The organism is Streptomyces sp. MGP-BFMKR1, assembly GCF_057766585.1.
On the sequence record NZ_CM173408.1, the window covers coordinates 505,237 to 527,012 of the forward strand.

Sequence of the window (21,776 nt, forward strand, 5' to 3'; positions counted from 1 at the left end):
CCGACGACATGACGTCTTCGAACTCGAAGCAGAACCGTGCCGCGGCCCTGCCGCGCGATCTCCAGGAGGCGCTGCGCCGGCGCCTGGCGGGCAAGGCCGGCCAGGCCGCCGGAGGCGGGGACGGCATTCCGCGCGCGGACCGCTCCCGGCCGCTGCCGCCGTCCTTCGCCCAGCAGCGGCTGTGGCTGCTCGACCAGCTCGAACCGGGCGACGCCCGCTACAACAGCGCGGTCGCGCTGCGGCTGACCGGCGAGCTGGACCGGGAGGCGCTCGCCGGGGCGCTGCGGACCGTCGTGGCCCGCCACGAGGCGCTGCGCACCACCTTCGACACCGACGACGGCCGGCCGGTGCAGCGGGTGCGCCCCGCGGGCCCGGTGGAGCTGCCCGTACGCGACCTGACGGCGGGACCGGACGCGGCGGACTCGGAGGCGGCGGGCCCAGACGCGGATCCGGGGGCGGTGCTGGAGGCGGCGCTGCTCGCGGAGTACGCGCGCCCGTTCGACCTGCGCGGCGGTCCGCTGCTGCGGGCCGTGTTGCTGCGCGCCTCGGGCACCGAGCACGTCCTGCTGGTCACCGCGCACCACACCGTCACCGACGGCTGGTCGATGGGCGTGCTGGTGGAGGAGGTGTGCGCCGCGTACGAATCGCTGGCGCGCGGCGAGGAGCCGACGCTGCCCCCGGTCGCCACCCAGTACCCGGACTTCGCGCTCTGGCAGCGCGAGCGGCTGACCGGCGCGGCGCTGGAGGAGCACCTCGCCTACTGGACCAAGCAGTTGGACGGCCTGGAGCCGCTGGAGCTGCCGCTGGACCGCCCGCGCGAGGGCCGGGAGGCCGGGGACGGCGCCGTGCACCCCTTCGCCGTCCCGGCGGCCACCACGGCCCGGCTGCGGGAGCTGGCGGCGGGGCAGCACACCACGCTGTTCGCCGCGCTGGTCGCCGCCTGCCAGGCGCTGTTCGCCCGCTGGTCGGGGCAGGACGACATCGCCGTGGGCTCGCTGACGCCCGGCCGTGGGCGCACCGAACTGGAGCGCGCGGTGGGCCTGTTCGTCAACACGGTGGTGCTCAGGACGCCGGTGGACACCGCCCGCTCCTACCGGGAACTCCTCGCCGCCTCCTCCACCACGGTGCTCGACGCCTTCGCCCACGACGACGTCCCCTTCGAGCGGCTGGTGGACGCGGTGGGCGCGGCCCGCGAGGCGGGGCGCAACCCGCTGTTCGACGCCATGGTCCTGCTCCACCCCGCCCCGCCCGCCGTACCCGCCCCGCGCGGCCTGGTGGCCGAGCCGGTCGCCGTGCCGCGCCGGTCGGCCACCTTCGACCTCAGCGTCGAGTTCGTACCCGACGGGGACGGGCTGGCCGGTCTGCTGGAGTACCGCACCGACCTGTTCGACGCGGCGACCGCCGCCCGCATGGCCGGGCAACTGGTCGCCCTGCTCGACGGGGTCACGACCGAACCCGACCGGGCGCTGGGCGAGTTGGACCTGCTGTCGGAGGCGGAGCGGCGGCTGTTGCTGGTGGAGTGGAACGCCACGGCCCGGCCGGTGCCGCCGGCCACCTACCCGGAGCTGTTCCAGGCCCGGGCCGCCCGTACCCCCCGCGCGACGGCGCTGGTGGCCCGCGACGCCACGCTGGACTACGCCACGCTCAACGCCCGCGCCAACCTCCTCGCCCACCACCTCATAGCCCGTGGCGCCGGGCCCGAACGGCTGGTGGCGGTGCGGCTGCCGCGCGCCGCCGACATGGTCGTCGCGATCCTGGCCGTGTGGAAGTCCGGCGCCGGCTACCTGCCGGTGGACCCGGAACTGCCCGAGGAGCGGACCCGGCTGCTGCTGGCGGACGCCGAACCCGCGCTGCTGGTCGACGAGGAGACGCTGCGCGCACTCCCCGCCACGGGCCGGGAGGACGACCCCACCGACGCCGACCGGCTCGGACCGCTGCGCCCCGACAACACGGCGTACGTGATCTACACCTCCGGTTCCACCGGCCGCCCCAAGGGCGTGTCCGTCGAGCACCGCTCGCTGGTGAACCTGCTCGCCGCGCACCGCGAGGGCTTCGTCGCCGACGCCGGCGGCGGCCCGCTGCGGGTGGCCCTGACCGCGTCGTTCTCCTTCGACACCTCGCTGGAGGGCGTGTTGTTGATGGCCGACGGCCACCGGCTGCACCTGGTGGACGAGGCCACCCGGCTCGACCCGGCCGCCCTGGTGGAGTACGTCGTCGAGCACCGCGTCGACTTCCTCGACGTGACCCCCTCCTACCTGCGGCAGTTACTGCCCGCCGGGCTGCTCACCGACCCCCGCCACCACCCGCGGGTGCTGATGCTCGGCGGCGAGGCCATCGGCCCCGCGCTGTGGCGCGAGCTGGCCGGACTGCCGGACGTGGCCGCGTACAACTTCTACGGGCCCACCGAGTGCACGGTCGACGCGCTGGCCTGCCGCGTGGACGGCGCGGTGCGGCCGGTGGTGGGCCGGCCGCTGGACAACGTGCGCGCCTACGTACTGGACGGCCGGGGGCAGCCGGTGCCCGTCGGCGTCGGCGGTGAGCTGTACCTGGCGGGCGACCAGGTGGCGCGCGGCTACCTGCGCCGGCCGGGGCTGACCGCCGCGCGGTTCGTGCCCGACCCCTTCGGCCCGCCCGGCGGCAGGATGTACCGCACCGGCGACCTGGCCCGGTGGACCTCGGACGGGCGGCTGGACTACCTCGGCCGCGCCGACGACCAGGTAAAGATCCGCGGCCACCGGGTGGAGCCGGGCGAAGTGGAGGCGGCGCTGACGGCGCTGCCCGAGGTGGCCGAGGCCGCCGTCGTGGCGGTCTCCGACGAGCGCGGCCACGCCCGGCTCGCCGGCTACGTGGTGCCCGCGGTCGGCGCGGGGCGGCCGGTGCCCGCCGCGTTGCGGCAGGCGCTGTCGCTGACCCTGCCGCGCCACCTGGTGCCCGCCGCGTTCGTCGTGCTGGACGCGCTGCCGCTGACCGTCAGCGGCAAGCTGGACCGGCGCGCGCTGCCCGCCCCCGACCCGGACGCCGCGGCGGGCGAGCGGGAGTTCACCGCCCCGCGCACCACGGCGGAGCGGGAGCTGGCCGGGATCTGGTCGGCCGTGCTGGGCGTGGCCCACGTGGGCGTCGACGACAACTTCTTCGAGCTGGGCGGCGACTCGATCCTCGGCATCCAGACGGTGTCCCGGGCCCGGGCCGCCGGGCTGCACGTGACCTCGCGGGACGTCTTCCGGCACCAGACCGTCGCCGAACTCGCCGCCGCCGCCGAACGGCGCGCCGCCCCGCCGGTCACCACCGCGCCGCGGCAGGAGGCCGGGCCCGGCCCGCTGGCCCCGATCCAGGAGTGGTTCCTCGCCACGCACGGGCCGCTGCGGCACTTCACCATGTCGATGCTGCTCGACCTGCCACCCGAGACCGACCCGGAGGCCCTGGAGCGCGCGCTGCGCGCCGTGAGCGCCCACCATCCGGCGCTGCGCACCCGGTTCGCCCGCGAGAACGGCTCCTGGCGCCAGTACCCGATGGCCGACGGCGGCGCGAAGGCACCCGGCCCGCTGGTCCACCGCGACGTGCCACGGGCCGAGGGCCCCGGCAGGGAGGCGGCCCTGCGCGCGGTGGCCGACGAGTTGCGCGCCGGTCTCGACCCGGCCGACGGCACGCTGCTGCGCGCCGCCCTGCTGCGCCCGGAGGCCGGCGAGCGCCCGCAGTTGCTGCTGACCGCCCACCACCTGGCCGTCGACAGCGTCTCCTGGCGCATCCTGCTGGCCGACCTGGAGAGCGGCTACCGCCAGGCCGCCGCCGGCGCGGAGGTCCGACTGGAGCCGGCGACCACGCCGTACACCACCTGGACCGAGCGGCTGGCCCGCTGGGTGGCCACGGGCGGGCTCGACGCGGACCTGCCGTACTGGACGCGGGAGAGCGAGCAGCCCCGCGTGCCGCTGCCCGTGGACCGGCCCGGGGTGCCGCTCGCCGGATCGGTGCGCACCGTGCGCGCCGAGCTGTCGCGCGAGGCCACCGAGGCGCTGCTGCGCCGGGTGCCCGCCGCGTACCGCACCCGCGTCGACGACGTCCTGCTCAGCGCCGTATGCCGGACGCTCGCCGACTGGACCGGCTCCGACCGGGTGACCGTGGCCCTGGAGGGGCACGGCCGGGAGGAGATCGAGGACGGGCCGGCGACCGGACGGGGCGAGGACGGGGCGGAGGAAGCGGGCGCCGCGCCCGCCGTGGACCTGTCCCGTTCCGTCGGCTGGTTCACCGCCCAGTACCCGGTGACCTTCACGTTGGACGGGACGGGCGGGACCGAGCCCGACTGGGGCGCGGTGCTGAAGTCGGTGAAGGAGCGGCTGCGGGCCGTGCCCCGGCGCGGCTTCGGCTACGAGGCGCTGGCTCGCCTGGACTCGCCACACCGGGCGGCGCGCGCCCTGCGCGAGGTGCCGCTGCCGCAGGTGTGCTTCAACTACCACGGCCAGTGGGACGCGGCGCCGGGCGGCGACTTCGCTCCGGCGGGCGAGGTGCCGGGCGGCGAGATGGCGGCCGGTGAACGGCTCGACCACCTGCTCGACGTCTCGGCGGTCGTGGCCGACGGCGTGCTGGAGACCACCTGGCACTACAGCGACCAGGTGCACGACGAGGGCACGGTGCGCGACCTGGCCGAGGCCACGGTGCGGGCGCTGGCCGCCATCGTGGACCACTGCGCGCTGCCGGGGGCCGGCGGGCGCACCCCGTCCGACTTCCCGCTGGCCGGCCTGGACCAGGCGCGGGTGGACCGGCTGGCCGGTGACGGGCGCGCGGTGGAGGACATCCTGCCGCTGACGCCGTTGCAGGAGGGCATGGTCTTCCACCGCCTGCTGGACGGCGCGGACGACGACGTCTACCTCGACCAGGCCGCCCTGCTGCTGGACGGGGTGGCGGACCCGGAGGGCTTCGCCCGCGCCTGGCAGCGGGTGGTGGACCGGACGCCGGCGCTGCGCAGCCGCGTCGTCTGGGAGGACGTGCCCCAACCGGTGCAGATCGTCGACCGCCGGGCCGAGGTGCCCGTGGAGCACCACGACTGGCGGGAGTTGGACGAGGCCGGTCGCGCGCGGGCGCTCGCCCGGTTGAAGGAGCGCGACCTGGCGCGCGGCATGGACCTGGGCACCGCGCCGCTGCTGCGCCTGTCGCTGGCCCGGCTGCCCGGCGACGGCCTGCACCTGGTGTGGACCTCACACCACCTGATCCTGGACGGCTGGAGCCTGGCGCAGGTGCTGACCGAGGTGTGCGAGGAGTACGCGGCGCTCGTCGCGGGCCGCTCGTACGCGCCGCCGCGCCGCCGCCCGTTCGGCGACTACGTGCGCTGGCTGGCCGGGAGGCAGGGCCGGACGCGGGAGACCGAGGAGTTCTGGCGGACGGCTCTGGCCGGGTTCGCGACACCGACGCCGCTGCCCTATGACCGACCGCCCCGCGAGGCCCACCGCTCCCGCTCGGCGGAGGTGGTGGCCGCCGCCCTGCCCGTCGAGGTGTCGCGGGAGCTGGCGCGGGCCGCGCAGCGCCGCGGGCTCACCCTGAACACCGTGGTGCAGGGCGCGTGGGCGCTGCTGCTGTCCCGCTACGCCGCCGAGCGCGAGGTGGTGTTCGGCAGCACCGTCTCGGGCCGCCCGGCGGAGTTGGACGGCGTGGAGTCGATGGTGGGCATGTTCATCAACACGCTGCCCACCCGGGTCCGGGTGGACGGGGACCGGCCGGCCGCGGCGTGGCTGCGCCAGGTGCAGGACGCGCAGGCGGAGGCGCGCCGCTTCGAGGCCGTGTCGCTGGCGCGGGTGACCGCCCTCAGCGACGTGCCGACGGGCACCGCGCTGTTCGACAGCATGGTCGCCTTCGAGAACTACCCGTTCGACGACGCCCGCACCGCCGACGCCGGGGTCCGGGTCCGGGAGGTGGCCTCGCGCGACGCCACCAACTTCCCCCTGGTGCTGCGCGCCTACCAGAGCGACCGTCTCGGGTTCGACCTCGCCTACGACCCCGAGCTGTTCGACCCGGCCACGGCGCGCACCGTCACCGACCGGCTGTGCCTGCTGCTCGGCGAGCTGGCGGCCGGCCCCGACCGGCCCCTGCGGGAGCTGGCCTGGACGACCGCCGACGAGCGCCGCCGCGTGCTGGTCGACTGGAACGGCATCGAACGGGGGCACTCGGGGCGGACCCTGGTGGACCTGTTCGAGGCGCGGGCGTCCCGCACCCCGGACGCCGTGGCGGTGAGCGGCCCGGACGCCGCCCTGACGTACGCCGAACTCGACGCCGCGGCCAGCCGGTTGGCGCACCGGCTCGCCGAGTGCGGGGCCCGCCCCGAGCGGTTCGTGGCGCTCGCCCTGCCCCGCTCGACGGAGCTGCTGGTGGCGCTGCTGGCGGTGGTCAAGAGCGGGGCGGCCTACGTGCCGATCGACCCGGAGCTGCCCGCCGGTCGCATCGCCCACCTGCTGGGCGACGCGGCGCCGGCGCTGCTGGTGACGACGGGCGCCGTCGCGGAGCGGGTACGGGACGCCGGCTGCCCCCGGCTGCTCCTGGACGACCCCGACGTCCGGGCCGACCTGGCCCGCCGGCCCGCCGCCGGGCCCGGCCCCGCCCACCGCCCGCGGCCCGGTCACCCCGCGTACGTGATCTACACCTCGGGCTCCACCGGGCTGCCCAAGGGCGTGGTGGTGCCGCACTCCAACGTGGTGCGGCTGCTGGAGCGCACCCGGGACTGGTTCGGCTTCGACGAGCACGACGTGTGGACGCTGTTCCACTCGTACGCGTTCGACTTCTCCGTCTGGGAGATCTGGGGCGCGCTGGCGCACGGCGGGCGGCTGGTCGTCGTCCCGCACGACGTGGCCAGGTCGCCGAAGGACTTCCTGCGCCTGCTGGTGGACGAGCGGGTGACGGTCCTCAACCAGACGCCGTCGGCGTTCCAGCCGCTGGTACGCGCGGACGCCGAGCACCCGGAGCTGGGCGACCGGCTGGCGCTGCGCCGGGTGGTCTTCGGCGGCGAGGCCCTGGAGCCGGGGCGGCTGACCGACTGGTACGACCGGCACCCCGACACCGCGCCGGTGCTGGTCAACATGTACGGCATCACCGAGACCACGGTGCACGTCACGTACGCGCCGCTGGATCGCGCCACCGTCACCGGGGCCACGTCGAGCGGCATCGGCCGCGGCATCGGGGACCTGCGGGTGTACGTGCTCGACGGCGACCTCGCGCCGGTGCCGCCCGGCGCGGTGGGCGAGATGTACGTCGCGGGCGAGGGCCTGGCCCGCGGCTACCTGAACCGCCCCGGCCTCACCGCCGCGCGCTTCGTGGCCGACCCGTTCGGCCCGGCGGGGACGCGCATGTACCGCACCGGCGACCGCGCGCGGTGGCGGGCGGACGGCACCCTGGACTACCTGGGCCGGGCCGACCAGCAGGTGAAGATCCGCGGGTTCCGTATCGAACCGGGCGAGATCGAGGCCGCGCTGACCGCGCACCCCGCCGTCGCCGACGCCGCGGTCGGCGTGCGCGAGGACACCCCGGGCGTGCGGCGGCTGGTCGCCCACGTCGTGGGCGTGGACCCGGCCGCGCCGCCGTCGGCCGCCACCCTGCGCGCGCACCTGCGGGAGCGGCTGCCCGCGCACATGGTGCCCGCCGCGTACGTGGCCCTCACGGCGCTGCCGCTGACCGTCAACGGCAAGCTCGACCGGCGCGCCCTGCCCGCCCCCGACCGGGACGGCTACGCGGCGGCCGGCGAGCGCGTCGCGCCGCGCACCGAGGCCGAGCGGCTGGTGGCCAGCGCGTGGTCGCAGGTGCTCGGCACGGGCGAGGTCGGCGCCGACGACGGCTTCTTCGCGCTTGGCGGTGACTCGATCCTCGCCGTCCGCGTCGCCTCCCGGCTGCACGCCGCCCTCGGCGCGGAGGTCTCCCCACGGCTGCTGTTCACCCACCCCACCGTCGCGGAACTGGCCGCGGCCCTGCCGGCCCCGAGGTCGGCCGGCGCGGCGGCCGACCCGATCCCGGCGGCCGACCGCACCGGCCCGCTGCCGCTGTCACCGGCCCAGCGGCGGCTGTGGTTCCTGGACCGCTTCGAGCCCGGCGGCACCACGTACGTGACGCTGTCGGCGCTGCGGCTGCGCGGCGCGCTCGACGTCCGCGCCCTGCGCGCGGCCCTCGACGGGCTGGTGGCCCGGCACGAGCCGCTGCGCACCACGTTCGCCGACGAGGACGGCCGGGCCCGCCAGCGCGTGCGACCGCCGCACCCGGTGGAGGTGGCGCGCGCCGACCTGTCGGCCACGCCGCCGGACGAGCGCGCCGCCGCGCTCGACGCGCTGCTGGCCCGCGAGGCCGGCACCCCCTTCGACCTGGCGCGCGGGCCGCTGCTGCGGGCCGGGCTCGTCCACCTGGCCGCCGACGAGCACGTGGTGACGCTGGCCGTGCACCACATCGCCACCGACGGCTGGTCGGCGACCGTGCTCGGCCGGGACCTGGCCGAGCTGTACGCGGCGGCCCTGACCGGCCGCCCGCCGCGCCTTCCCGAACTGCCCCTGGCGTACGTGGACTTCGCGGCCTGGCAGGACGCGCGGGCCGCCGCCGCCGACGAGGCCGCCCTCGCCCACTGGCGGGAGCGGCTGGCCGGGGTGGCCCCGCTGGAGCTGCCGACGGACCGGCCGCGGCCGGCCGTGCGCGCGGGCGACGGGGCACTGCTGGAGTTCTCGCTGCCCGCCGCGCTGACCGACCGGCTCCGGGAGGCCGGGCGCCGGGCCGACGCCACCTTGTACATGACGTTGCTCGCGGCCTGTGAGGTGCTGCTCGCCCGCTGGTCGGGCCAGGAGGACATCGCGGTCGGCACGGTGACCGCGGGGCGCGACCGCCCCGAACTGGAGCACCTGGTGGGCATGTTCGTGAACACCCTGGTGCTGCGGAACCGGGTGCGGCCCGACGCGCCGTTCAGCCGGCTCCTGGGCGAGGTGCGCGCGACGGTCCTGGACGCCTTCGCGCACCAGGACGTGCCCTTCGAACGCCTGGTGGAGGCGGTGCGGCCGGAGCGGGACACCAGCCGCACCCCGCTGTTCCAGGTCATGGTCGCCCTGCACAACCTGGGCGGCCGGGAACCGGAGTTGCCGGGCCTGTCCGTCGAGGCGCTCACGCCGCCCGTGCGGCACGCCACCTTCGACCTGAGCTTCGACTTCGTGGCGGGCGACGACGGGCTGAGCGGCTACGTGGAGTACGACACGGCCCTGTTCGACGAGGCCACGGTGGAGCGGGCGGTGGAGCGGCTGCGGCTGCTCCTGGAGGCGGTCGCGGACGACCCGGACCGCCCGGTGGGGGCGCTGCCGCTGATGACCGACGCCGAGCGGCGGCGCACGCTCACCCGGTGGCAGGGCGAGCCGCTGCCCGCGCCCGCGCCGGACGCGACGCTGGTGGACCTCTTCCAGGAGTCGGCGGCCCGCACCCCGCGCGCCACCGCCCTGGTGGCCCGGGACGCGACGCTGGACTTCGCCACCCTCAACGCCCGCGCCAACCGGCTGGCCCACCACCTCATCGCGCGGGGCGTCGGACCCGAGCGGCTGGTGGCCGTGCGGCTGCCGCGCACCTCGGACATGCTGGTGGCGCTGCTGGCCGTGCTCAAGGCCGGGGGCACCCATCTGTCGGTGGACCCGGAGCTGCCCGAGGAGCGCGTGGCGCTGCTGTACGAGGACGCCGCGCCGCACGTGGTGCTGGAGCCCGACACGCTGCGCGAGGCGCCGCTCGCGGGACTCCCCGACCATGACCCCACCGACGCCGACCGGATCGCGCCGCTGCGCGCCGCCCACGCGGCCTACCTGAACTACACCTCGGGCTCCACCGGCCGGCCCAAGGGCGTGCTGGTCGAGCACCGGCACCTGCTCAGCCTGTGCCGCGACCACCTGGCGGGCCTGGTGGCCCCGCACACCGGGGACGGCGGGCGGCTGCGGTTCGCGCTGAGCGCCGCGTTCTCCTTCGACACCTCCTGGGAGGGCCCGCTGCTGCTGGCCCTAGGCCAGCGGGTGCACCTGGTGGACGAGGACGTGCGGCACGATCCGGCGGCGTTCGTGGCCCTGGTGGCGGAGCACCGGATCGACTGCGTGAACACCACCCCGTCCTTCCTCCAGGAGCTGGTGGCCGCCGGGCTGTTCACCGGCGGCCACCGCCCCCGGTTGGTCCTGGTGGGCGGCGAGGCGGTCGGCGCCCCGCTGTGGCGGGAGCTGCGCGCCCTGGAGGGCGTGGCGGCGTACAACGTGTACGGGCCCACCGAGTGCACCGTCGACGCCGTGTACGGGCCGTTCGCCGAGCAGCCGCGGCGCCCGCTCATCGGCCGCCCTGGCCGGGGCATGCGGGCCTATGTGCTCGACGCGGCGCTGCGGCCGGTGCCGGTCGGCCTGCCGGGTGAGCTGTACCTGGCGGGGGCCCAGGTCGCCCGCGGCTATCTGGGGCGGCCGGGCCTGACCGCCGGCCGGTTCGTGGCCGACCCGTTCGGGCCGCCGGGGACGCGCATGTACCGCACCGGCGACCTGGCCCGCTGGGATGACCGGGGGCTGCTGGAGTTCCTCGGGCGCGCCGACGAGCAGGTGAAGGTGCGCGGGTTCCGCATCGAGCCCGGCGAGGTGGAGGCGGCGCTGCTGGCCGCCGGAGGGGTACGGGACGCGGTGGTGGTGGCCCGGGAGCACGCGGGCCGGGCACGGCTCGTGGCCTACCTGGTGCCCGACGGGCCACGGCCACCGGCCGCGGAGGAGCTGCGGGTACGGCTGCGGCGGAGCCTGCCGGACTACATGGTGCCCTCGGTGTTCGTCACCCTGGCGCGGATTCCGCGGACCAGCAGCGGCAAGACGGACCGCGGCGCCCTGCCCGAGCCGCCCGCCCAGCCGGACGGGGCGGGCACGCACGTGGCACCACGCACCGATGCCGAGACGCTGCTCGCCGGCATCTGGGCGGAGGTGCTCGGCGTCCCCCGGGTCGGCGTGGAGGACAACTTCTTCACCCTGGGCGGGGACTCCATCCTCAGCATCCAGATCGTCTCCCGGGCCCGGCGCGCCGGGTTGGCCCTCACCTCCAAGGACGTCTTCCGCCACCAGACCGTCGCCGAACTGGCGCTGCGCGCCGGGCAGGCGGACCTGCGGGCGGGCGGCGCGCCGAAGGCGCCGAGCGGCCCGGCGCCACTCACCCCGATCCAGCACTGGTACCTGGCGGGTCGCCGGCCCGGCGACCGGTTGCGCTTCACCATGACCAACCGGGTGGAGCTGGCCCCCGGCACCGACGCCTTCGCGCTGGAGGCGGCCGTGGCCGCGCTGGTGGCCCGGCACGAGGGGCTGCGCACCCGGTTCCGGCACGCCGACGGCGCCTGGTCGCAGGAGGCGCTGCCCGCCGCGCCCGAGGCGGTGTTCACCCGGCACGACGTGCGCGGGCTGGACGGCGCCGCCCTGGAGGCGGCGGTGCGCGCCGCGACCGACGAGGCGCGGGACTCGCTCGACCCGACCGTGGGCCACGTGGCGCGGGCCCTGTTCTTCGACCGGGGCGCCGACGCACCGCCGCAGTTGGTGCTCACCGTCCACCACCTGGTGGTGGACGGGGTGTCCTGGCGCGTCCTGCTGGGCGACCTGGAGAGCGCCTACCGCGACGCGGCGGCCGGGCGGCCGGCCGAACTCGCCCCGGTGGAGACCGGGTTCGGGCAGTGGGCGCACCGCCTGGCGCGGTACGCGGACTCCGGCGCCTTCGACGGCGACGCGGCGTACTGGAGCGCCGTGTGCGCCGCGCCGGCCGAGCTGCCCGCCGGTCGCGGCGGGCCCGACCCGCAGGGCGCGGCGCGCACGGTCACCGTCCACCTGGGCCAGGCCGAGACCGAGGCCCTGTTGCGGCGGGTGCCGGAGGTGTACCGCACCCAGGTGGCCGACGTGCTGCTGAGTGCCCTGGGCCGGACGCTGGCCCGCTGGTGCGGCCGGGAGACGGTGCTCATCGGCGTGGAGGGCCACGGCCGGGAGGAGCTGTTCGACGATCTGGACACCTCCCGCACGGTCGGCTGGTTCACCGCCGAGTTCCCGCTGGCCCTGACCGTCGCGCCGGACGCGGACTGGCGGCGGACCCTGTTGTCGGTGAAGGAGCAGGTGCGCGGCGTGCCGCTGCGGGGCCTGAGCTACGGCGCGCTGCGTCACCTGCGGCGACCGAGCCCGCTGCCCGCCGCGCCCGCGCCGCGCGTCGGCTTCAACTACCACGGCCAGTGGGACGTGGCCACCGGTGAACAGCCGGCCGCCGACGGCCTGTTGCGGGCCGCGCTGCCGCCGGCCGGGCAGGACACCGCGCCCAAGGAGACCCGCCCGTACGCGCTGGAGGTGACGGGTGTCGTCCAGGGTGGCGTGCTGGAGCTGGGCTGGACCTACCCGCCCGCGGTGTACGACGAGTCGCTGGTGCGCCGGCTCGCCGAGGAGACGGTCGCGGCGCTGGGCGAGATCGTCGCGCACTGCGCGACCCCAGGCGCGGGGGGCCGCAGCCCCTCCGACTTCCCGCTCGCCGGGCTCGACCAGCGGCAGGTGGACCTGGTCGCGGGCAACGGCGGCGAGGTGGAGGACGTCCTGCCGCTGACGGCGCTCCAGGCGGGCATGCTCTTCCACGGCCTGGTCGACACGGCGGACGCCTACGTGGACCAGTTGGTCGTCCGTGTCGCGGGCGTCGCCGACCCGGAGGCGTTCGCGGACGCCTGGCGGGAGGTGGCCGACCGCACCCCCGCGCTGCGCTCCGCCGTCCACTGGCGGGACCTGCCGCACCCGGTGCAGGTCGTGCGGCGGCGTGCCGCGCTGCCCGTCACCCGTCACGACTGGCGGTCGCTGTCCCCCGCCGACCGGGAGGCGGCGCTCGACCGGCTGCTGGCCGAGGACCGGGCGGCCGGCATGGACGTCACGGTGGCCCCGCTGTGCCGGCTGGCGCTCGCCGCGCTCCCCGCTGACGAGGTGATGCTGGTCTGGTCGTCGCACCACCTGATGCTGGACGGCTGGAGCACCGGGCAGCTCTTCACGGAGGTGTGCGCGCGGTACGCGGCGGCCGTCGCCGGGTCCGCCGCGCACCCGCCCGCCCGCCGCCCCTTCCGCGACTTCCTGCACTGGCTGGGCGAGCGCGACCAGGCGGAGGCCGAGCGGTACTGGGCCGACGCCCTGGCCGGGTTCACCGAACCCACGCCACTGCCCTACGACCGGCCGCCGGTGGAGGCGCACCGCGCCAGGTCGGCCGCCTCGGTCCACCTGGAGCTGAGCGAGGAGGTCTCGGGCAGGCTGCGGGAGGCGGCCGGCCGGGGCGCGCTGACCGTCAACACCGTGGTGCAGGGCGCCTGGGCGCTGCTGCTGGCCCGCTTCGGCGGGCGCCGGGAGGTGGTGTTCGGCACCACGGTCTCCGGCCGGCCCGCCGAACTGCCGGGCGTGGAGGACATGGTGGGTCTGTTCATCAACACGGTGCCCACCCGGGTCCGCGCCGACGAACCCGGCGGCGTGCTGTCCTGGCTGCGCGCCCTCCAGGAAGAGCAGAGCGACGCCCGGCGCTTCGACTTCGTCGCCCTGCCGCGCATCCAGGCGCTCAGCGACGTACCCGCGGGCACCGCGCTCTTCGACAGCATGGTCGTCTTCGAGAACTACCCCTTCGACGAGCGGGCCGCGGCCGACGCGGGCATCGCGATCGTGGACGTACGCGCCGAGACCGCCACCACCTTCCCGCTGTGCCTGCGGGCCTACGTCGGCGACCGCATCGGCTTCGACCTCGACTACGACGAGGCGCTCTTCGAGCGGGCGACGGTGGAACGGGCCACGGCGCACCTGGCGGCGCTGCTGTCGGCCACCGCCGAGGCACTGGCGAGCGGCGGGACACGCTCGCCCGGGGACCTGGAGCCGCTCACCGACGACGACCGCGCGGTGCTGCGCGGCTGGAACACCACCGCGCGCCCGACCCGGCCCGGCTCGCCGGTGGACCTGTTCGCCGCCCGGGTGCGCAGCGCCCCGGACGCGGTCGCGCTGGTCGAGGACGGCGGCCGGCGGCTCACCTACCGCGAACTCGCCGACTGGTCCGACCGGCTGGCGGCACGCCTGGTGACCGGCGGGCTGGCCGTGGAGGACCGGGTCGCGCTGCTCATGGACCGCTCGGTCGAACTCGTCGTGGCCCAGCTCGCGGTGGTCAGGGCGGGCGGCGCGTACGTGCCCGTGGACGGCCGCGCGCCCGCCGGGCGCCGCGCGGTCCTGCGTGAGCAGGCGCGGGCGTCCGTCCGGCTGACCGCCGACGAGGTGGCCGCCGCCCGGACGGCGCCCCTTCCCGGCCCGGCGGCGCTGCCGCCCGCGGACCCGGACCGGTTGGCGTACGTGATGTTCACCTCGGGCTCCACGGGGCTGCCCAAGCCGGTGGGGGTGCGGCACCGGGACGTGGCCTCGCTGGCCACCGACGGCCGGTTCGCTGACGGGGTGTGCGAGCGGGTCCTGCTGCACTCGCCGGTCGCCTTCGACGCGACCACCTTCGAGGTGTGGGCGCCGCTCCTGGGCGGCGGCCAGGTCGTCGTCGCTCCCCCGGGGCCGCTGGACGCCGCCGTACTGCGACGGCTGGTCGCCGACCGGGGTCTGACGGCGGTGTGGCTGACGGCCGGCCTGTTCCGGCTGCTGGCGCAGGACGCGCCCGACGCCCTGGCGGGGCTGCGGCAGGTGTGGACCGGCGGCGACGTCGTCCCGGCCGCGGCCGTGCGCCGCGTGCTGGCCGCCTGCCCCGGTCTGGTGGTGGTCGACGGGTACGGGCCGACCGAGGCCACGACCTTCGCCACGTCCTTCGCGATGTCCGACCCGGCCGCCGTGCCGGACCCGGTGCCCATCGGGCATCCGCTGGACGACCTGCGCGTCCACGTGCTCGACGCGCGGCTGCGGCCGGTGCCCCCTGGCACGGTCGGCGAGCTGTACCTGGCCGGGGAGGGCGTGGCCCGCGGCTACCTCGACCGGCCGGGGGCGACGGCGGGGCGGTTCGTCGCCGACCCGTTCGGCCCGCCCGGCGAGCGGATGTACCGCACCGGCGACCTGGCCCGCCGCCGCGTCGACGGCACGGTGGAGTTCCGGGGTCGGGCCGACGACCAGGTGAAGGTCCGTGGTTTCCGGGTCGAGCCGGGCGAGGTCGAGGGCGTCCTCGCCAGCCACCCCGAGGTACGGGACGCGGCGGTGGTGGCCCGCGAGGAGCACCACGGCGCCAAGCGGCTCGTCGCCTACCTGGTGGGCGACGAGGGGTTGGACACCGATGACGTGCGCGCCCACGCCGAACGCGCCCTGCCCGACTACCTGGTGCCCTCGGCGTTCGTACGGCTGGCGGCGCTGCCGCTGAGCGCCAACGGCAAGGTGGACCGGGCGGCCCTGCCCGCGCCGGCGCCCGCCGTCGCGGGGCCCGGCGCGGTAGCCCCGCGCACCGAGGCCGAGGCTCGCGCCGCGCGGGTGTGGGCCGAGGTGCTGCGGGTGGAGGCGGTGGGCGTGGAGGACGACTTCTTCGCGCTGGGCGGCGACTCGATCCTCAGCATCCGGCTCGCCTCCCGCCTCGCGGCGGAGTTCGACACCGAGGTCACCCCGCGGACGGTGTTCACCCACTCGACGCCGGCCGGCGTCGCGGCGCTGCTCACCGGGCGGCGTGCCACGGGGCGGACCCCGATCGCGCCCGCCCCGGTGGCCCGGGACCGGCTGCCGCTGTCGTACGCGCAGCAACGCCTGTGGTTCCTGGACGCGTTCGCGCCCGGCGGCACCGAGTACATCACCCCGCTGGCGCTGCGCCTGCGCGGCCACTTGGACGCCGCCGCGCTGCGTACCGCGCTGGCTGGGCTGGTCGCCCGGCACGAGTCGCTGCGCACCACCTTCGACACCGTGGACGACCAGGGCGTGCAGATCGTGCACGGGCCGGGCGAGGTGCCGCTGCCGGTGCGCGACCTGTCGCCGCTGGCCCCGGCCGAGCGCGCGCGGCGGTTGGCGGAGCTGCTGGACGCGGAGCGCACGCGCCCCTTCGACCTGCGTCGAGGGCCGCTGCTGCGCGCCGGTCTCCTGCGGCTCGGCGCGAGCGAGCACGTGTTGACCCTGACCCTGCACCACATCGTCACCGACGGCTGGTCCACCTCCGTGCTCACCGGCGACCTGGCCCACCTCTACCGGGCGGCGCTGGGCGAGGACGTCGGCCCGCTGCCGCCGCTGCCGGTGGGGTACGCCGACATCGCGTACTGGCAGCGGACCGCCGGGCGGGAGGCGGCCGAGGAGCACCTGAGGTACTGGCGGCAGACCCTGGCGGGCGTGGAGCCGCTGGACCTGCCCACCGACCGGCCGCGACCGGCCGAGCGGGGCCGGGCCGGGGCGACGACCCCGCTGGTGCTGCCGCCCGCCACGGCCCGCGGGCTCACCGCTCTCGCCAGGGAGCGGCGGACCACGCTGTTCACCACGCTGGTGGCGGCCGTGCAGACGTACCTCGCGCGGCTGTCGGGGCAGCGGGACATCGCCGTCGGCACGGTCACCTCCGGCCGCGAGCGCCCGGAGACCCAGGGCCTCGTCGGCTTCTTCGTCAACACGTTGACCCTGCGCTCGGCCATCGCCCCGGACGCGTCCTTCCCCGACGTCCTGGACGGGGTGCGGCGCACGGTGCTGGACGCCTTCGCGCACCAGGACGTGCCCTTCGAACAGGTGGTGGACGCGGTCCAGCCGGTACGCGACACCAGCCGCACCCCGCTGTTCCAGGCGATGGTCGTGCTGCAGAACGCGCCGGGGGCGGACCTGGACCTGCCGGGCCTTGAGGTGAGCGACATCGAGCCGGACACCCACCACGCCGGGTTCGACCTCACCTGGGAGTTCGCCGAAACCGACACCGGGGAACTGCGCGGGCTGCTGACGTACAGCACCGACCTGTTCGAGGCCGCCACCGCCGACCGGATGGCCGGCCAGCTCGTCGCCTTGCTGGCCGCCGTCGCCGAGGACCCGCACCGCCCCGTCGCCGCCCTGCCGTTGGCCTCCCGCGAGGAGCTGGAGCGGCTGCCCGCGCACGGCGAGGTCGCCGGCGACGCGGTGTCCCCGGCCACGATCGCCGAGTTGTTCGAGCGGCGGGCGGCCCAGGCACCCGACGCGGTGGCGCTCGTCGCCGGGGCGCGCGAGTGGACGTACGCCGAGGTGGAGCGCGCCGCCAACCGGTTGGCGCACCACCTCGCCGGCCGGGGCGTGGGCCCGGAGGACGTGGTGGCGCTCGCGCTGCCCCGCTCGGCGGAGACGGTGGTGGCGCAGCTCGCCGTGGCGAAGGCGGGTGCCGCGTTCCTGCCGGTGGACCCCGCGTACCCGGCCGAGCGGCGGGAGTTCATGCTGCGCGACTCCGGCGCCGTCCTCGTCATCGACGACCCGGCGCACGTGTGGCGCGCGGACGGCCCGGACACCGCCCCCACCGACGCCGACCGCCGCGCGCCGCTGGCCACCGGGCACCCGGCGTACGTCATCTACACCTCCGGCTCGACGGGCACCCCCAAGGCGGTGGTGGTCACGCACGCCGGGATCGCCGGCTTCGCCACGGCCGCCGCGGCGCGCTACGAGGTCCGACCGGGCGATCGGGTGCTGCAGTTCGCGTCGCCCAGCTTCGACGCCTCCGTCCTGGAGCTGTGCGTCTCGCTGCTGTCCGGCGCCGCGCTCGTCGCGGGCGAGGAGGGGCCGCTGCTCGGCGACCGGCTCGCCCGGGTGCTCGCCGACCGGCGCGTCACGCACGCGCTGATCCCGCCCGCCGCGCTGGCCACCGTGCCCCCCGAGGCCGCCGGTGACCTGCCGCGCCTGCGCACCCTGATCGTCGGCGCCGAGGCGTGCCCGGCCGACCTGGTGGAGCGCTGGGCGCCCGGCCGCCGCATGGTCAACTCCTACGGGCCGACCGAGGCGACCGTGGTGGCCACCTGGACGGACGCGCTGGCACCGGACGGCGGCGCCCCGCCCATCGGCCGCCCGGTGGCGGGCACCCGCGCCCGGGTGCTGGACGCGGCGTTGCGTCCGGTGCCGGTCGGCGTGATCGGCGAGTTGTACGTCGCGGGCCCGCACCTGGCCCGCGGGTACCTGGGGCGCCCGGGGCTGACCGCGAGCCGGTTCGTCGCCTGCCCCGACGGGGAGCCCGGCGAGCGGATGTACCGCACCGGCGACCTGGCACGGTGGGGCGCGGACGGCCAACTGCGGTACGCGGGACGGGTTGACGAGCAGGTGAAGCTGCGCGGCTTCCGCATCGAGCCGGGCGAGATCGAGAGCGCCCTGCGCCGCGTCCCGCTGGTGCGCGACGCGGTCGTCGCCGTACGGTCCGCCGACCCGGCCGGGCAGCGCTCCGCGGGCCCGGGGCGGCTGGTGGCCTACGTCGTACCGGCCGACGGGGCGCCGGACGGGCTGCCCGTCGCGGAGCTGCGCGACCACCTGGCCCGCGCGCTGCCCCCGCACATGGTGCCGTCCCTGTACGTCCCCCTGGAACGGCTGCCGCTGACGGCCAACGGCAAGCTCGACCGGCGCGCCCTGCCCGACCCCGACCCCGCCGCCGGCGTGGCCGGGTCCGCCGGCGCGCACCGGGAGCCGGCCACGGAGACCGAGCGGCGGATCGCGCGGATCTGGGCCGACGTGCTGGGCCTGGACACCGTCGGCGCCGACGACAACTTCTTCGACCTCGGCGGCGACTCGATCCTCAGCATGCAGGTCGTCTCCCGGCTGCGCCGGGACGGGCTCCGGCTGGCCACGAAGGACCTGTTCACCCATCAGACGGTGGCCGCGCTGGCCACCGTGGTGACGACCGAATCCACCGACGACGACGGCGGCCCGGTCACCGGCGACCTGCCGTTGACGCCGATCCAGGCGTGGTTCTTCGCCACGCCGCGTGCCGCACGCGACCACTTCAACCAGTCCGCGCTGCTCGAACTGGAGGGCCGCCCCGACCCCGTCGCGCTGCGGGCGGCGCTGGACGCCCTGCTCGCACACCACGACGCGCTGCGCATGCGCTTCACCGAGGAAGGCGGCCAGTGGCGGCAGCACAACCCGGCCCCCTCCCCCGTTCCGGACCTCCTCGTACGGCACGACCTGGCGGGGCTGTCGGAGAAGGAGGCCGACGCGGCCATGGAGCGGGCGGCCGACGCCCTGCACGGCGGCTTCGACATCGGCCGGGGCCCACTGCTGCGCGCGGCCCTGTTCACCGGGGGCGCCGGGCGGCCGGACTTCCTGCTGCTCGTGGCGCACCACCTGGTCGTCGACGCGGTGTCCTGGCGCATCCTGCTGGACGACCTGGAGAGCGGCTACCGGCAGGCCGTGGCGGGCGAGAGCATCGCGCTCGGCAGGCGGACCACCGCCTACCGGGACTGGGCCCGGGGGCTGGCCGCCCATGTCGCGGCGGGCGCGCTGGACGAGGAACTGCCCTACTGGCGGCAGGCGGTGGCCCCCGCCCCGCTGCCCGTGGACCACGACGGGGACGCCACGGACGGCACGCCCGGCGCGGTGGTCGCGACGCTGGGCGAGGAGGACACGGAGGCGCTGCTGCGGGCGGCGCCCGCCGCGTACCGCACCCGTATCAACGACGTGCTGCTGGCCGCGCTCGCGCTGGCCCTGGCGCGCTGGACCGGGGACGACGAGGTCAGCGTGGACCTGGAGGGGCACGGCAGGGAGGAGGTGCTGGCGGACGTGGACCTCTCCCGCACCGTCGGCTGGTTCACCACCATCCACCCGGTCCGCCTCCGGGTGCCGGACGCCGCCCACCTCGCGCCGGACCGCGACTGGCGGGCGCTGGTGAAGTCGGTGCGGCGGCAGTTGCGGGCCGTGCCCGGCAACGGCATCGGGTTCGGCGCCCTGCGCACGTACGGCCCGGACGAGGTGCGCGCCGCGTTGGAGCGCCCCGGCGCGGGGCAGCTCGCCTTCAACTACCTGGGGCAGTGGGACGCCAGGTCCGACGAGGTGGCGGGCGCGCTGGTGCGCGCCGAGCACGGCTCCTTCGGCCAGGACCACGACCCCCGCGACGCGGGCGCCCACCTGCTGGAGGTGGTCGGCGCCGTGCAGGCCGGCAGGCTGGCCTTCACCTGGCGGTACCGGCCCGCCGTGCACGACGAGGCGACCATCCGCGCCGTGGCCGCGGACTTCACCGAGGCGCTGCGCCACATCGCCGGGCACGCCAGGGCCGGCGCGTGAGCGGGCGCGTCCTCGCCGCCCCGGCGCCGCGCGCCGGCGCCGGTGTCCGAGCGCCGCCCGGCCCGGCCCCACGCCCCCCGTGGGGCGCCGCCGGGGCCGGGCCCCGGCGGCGCCCCACCCGATCCGACATCCGATCCGCTTCTTTCGCACCCCGACTCCACGATGGGAGAACACACATGGACGAGAACGCCCGCTACCAGGTCCTGCGCAACGACGAGGACCAGTACTCGCTGTGGCTGGCCGACCTGGAGGTCCCGGACGGCTGGCAGGCCGTGGGCAAGGAGGGCACGCAGGACGAGTGCTCCGCGTACGTGGACGAGGTCTGGACGGACATGCGCCCGCGCAGCCTGCGCGAGCGCATGGACCGCGTCGAGTCCTGACGGCTCCGCCGCTCCCGGCCGCCGCCCCCGGCGGCGGGCCGGAGGCGGCGGCCGGCCGCGCTGACGCCGGGGCGGGGCCGCGCGCCGCGCCCCGGCGTCAGCGCGGCCCGCCACGAGGCGCCGTGGTGGCACCAGGCGCCCCGCCCCTCCCCTCTCTCATTCCGCTCCTCCGGCCCGGTGGCCGCCGGGCGCCAGGGCGGGCGCCATCCAGGAAAGGACCCGATATGACTCCGACACTGCGCACCGCGCGCATGACGCTCACCCCCTACCGGCCCGAGGACGAGGACGCCTTCGTCGGACTGCTGCGCGATGAGGAGGTGTGCCGCTGGATGGGCCAGGAACGCGCTCCCGAGGCGGACCTCCGGGCCGTGTTCAAGGTGATCATGGACGAGATCTACCCGCAGCACCGGTTCGACCTGTGGGCCGTGTGGCTGGACGGCGCGTACGTGGGCCACGCGGAGATCAAGAAGACCGGCAACGTCGACGGCTACGAGATGATCGCCGCCTTCGTCCGCGACAGTTGGGGCAAGGGGCTCGGCTCGGAACTGGTCAGAGAGCTGATCCGCTACGCCGCGCGGACGCTTGGGGTTGACCGGGTCTACGGCATGGTGGGCGCGGAGAACTCGGCGAGCCTGGCGCTGTGCGCGCGGCTGGGCTTCACGTTCGTCCGCGACGTGGTGGGCGACGACGGCTCGGTGACGAAGATGCTGGTCGTGCCGACCGGGGCCGCCCCGAGCGAGACCGCCCCGAGCCAGGCCCCGAACGAGGCCGCCCCGAAGGAGGCCACGGACCCGGTCACGGACCCGGCCAAGGGGGCGCCGGGGCGCGAAACGGCGCTGCCGCCGGGCCCGCAGTCCTGAGCGCGACCCGGAACCGGCCGCCGTAAGCCGCGACGCGCCACCACGCCGTGGCGCGAGGGCGGCGGAGATGCCGCGCCGGGGCGGGCGGGGGCGCGCGTACGCGGCGTACGGCTCGCGCACGCCCGCGCCCGCGCGGACCGGGCGGCGGTGCCATCGCGCGGCACCCGCCGACGGGGCCGCAGCCTCCGGCGCGGCGCGGCCCCGGCCGTCGTCCTGGAGGGGGCGTCGGTGCGGGCGCTCACCGACGCCGTACCGAGCCAGTCGGCGCCGCGCCGCCCCGCGGCCTCGACGCGGAACGGGGGCCCGGGTGCGGGCGACGTTCGTCGCCGGCGGTCCGGCCCCGTCCCGGCTGCCGGGTTGACAGCCTCGTCCGAGACGACGGAGCCGAAGGCGAAAAGTACCGCCACCGGCCCGAC

3 protein-coding genes are annotated in these 21,776 nt (G+C 76.9%); all 3 read left to right on the top strand.

Features of this window, described 5'->3' with window-relative positions; genetic code table 11:
• The first annotated feature begins 8 nt into the window (after window positions 1-8).
• The 3 genes from AC3CHW_RS01750 (at window position 9) to AC3CHW_RS01760 (ending at window position 21,360) form a co-directional block, all read left to right on the top strand.
• Entirely contained in the window at window positions 9-20,120 is a 20,112-nt protein-coding gene (locus AC3CHW_RS01750) for a non-ribosomal peptide synthase/polyketide synthase (protein WP_488469299.1), read from the top strand.
• A gap of 176 nt (window positions 20,121-20,296) precedes the next feature.
• The gene (locus AC3CHW_RS01755; RefSeq protein WP_176165474.1) at window positions 20,297-20,500 is read left to right on the top strand and encodes an MbtH family protein; all 204 of its coding nucleotides are present in this window, start codon (window positions 20,297-20,299) and stop codon (window positions 20,498-20,500) included.
• Window positions 20,501-20,724: 224 nt separating this feature from the next.
• Complete coding sequence (locus AC3CHW_RS01760; protein WP_488469300.1) at window positions 20,725-21,360, top strand: GNAT family N-acetyltransferase; 636 nt, start codon at window positions 20,725-20,727, stop codon at window positions 21,358-21,360.
• The last annotated feature ends 416 nt before the right edge of the window (window positions 21,361-21,776 follow it).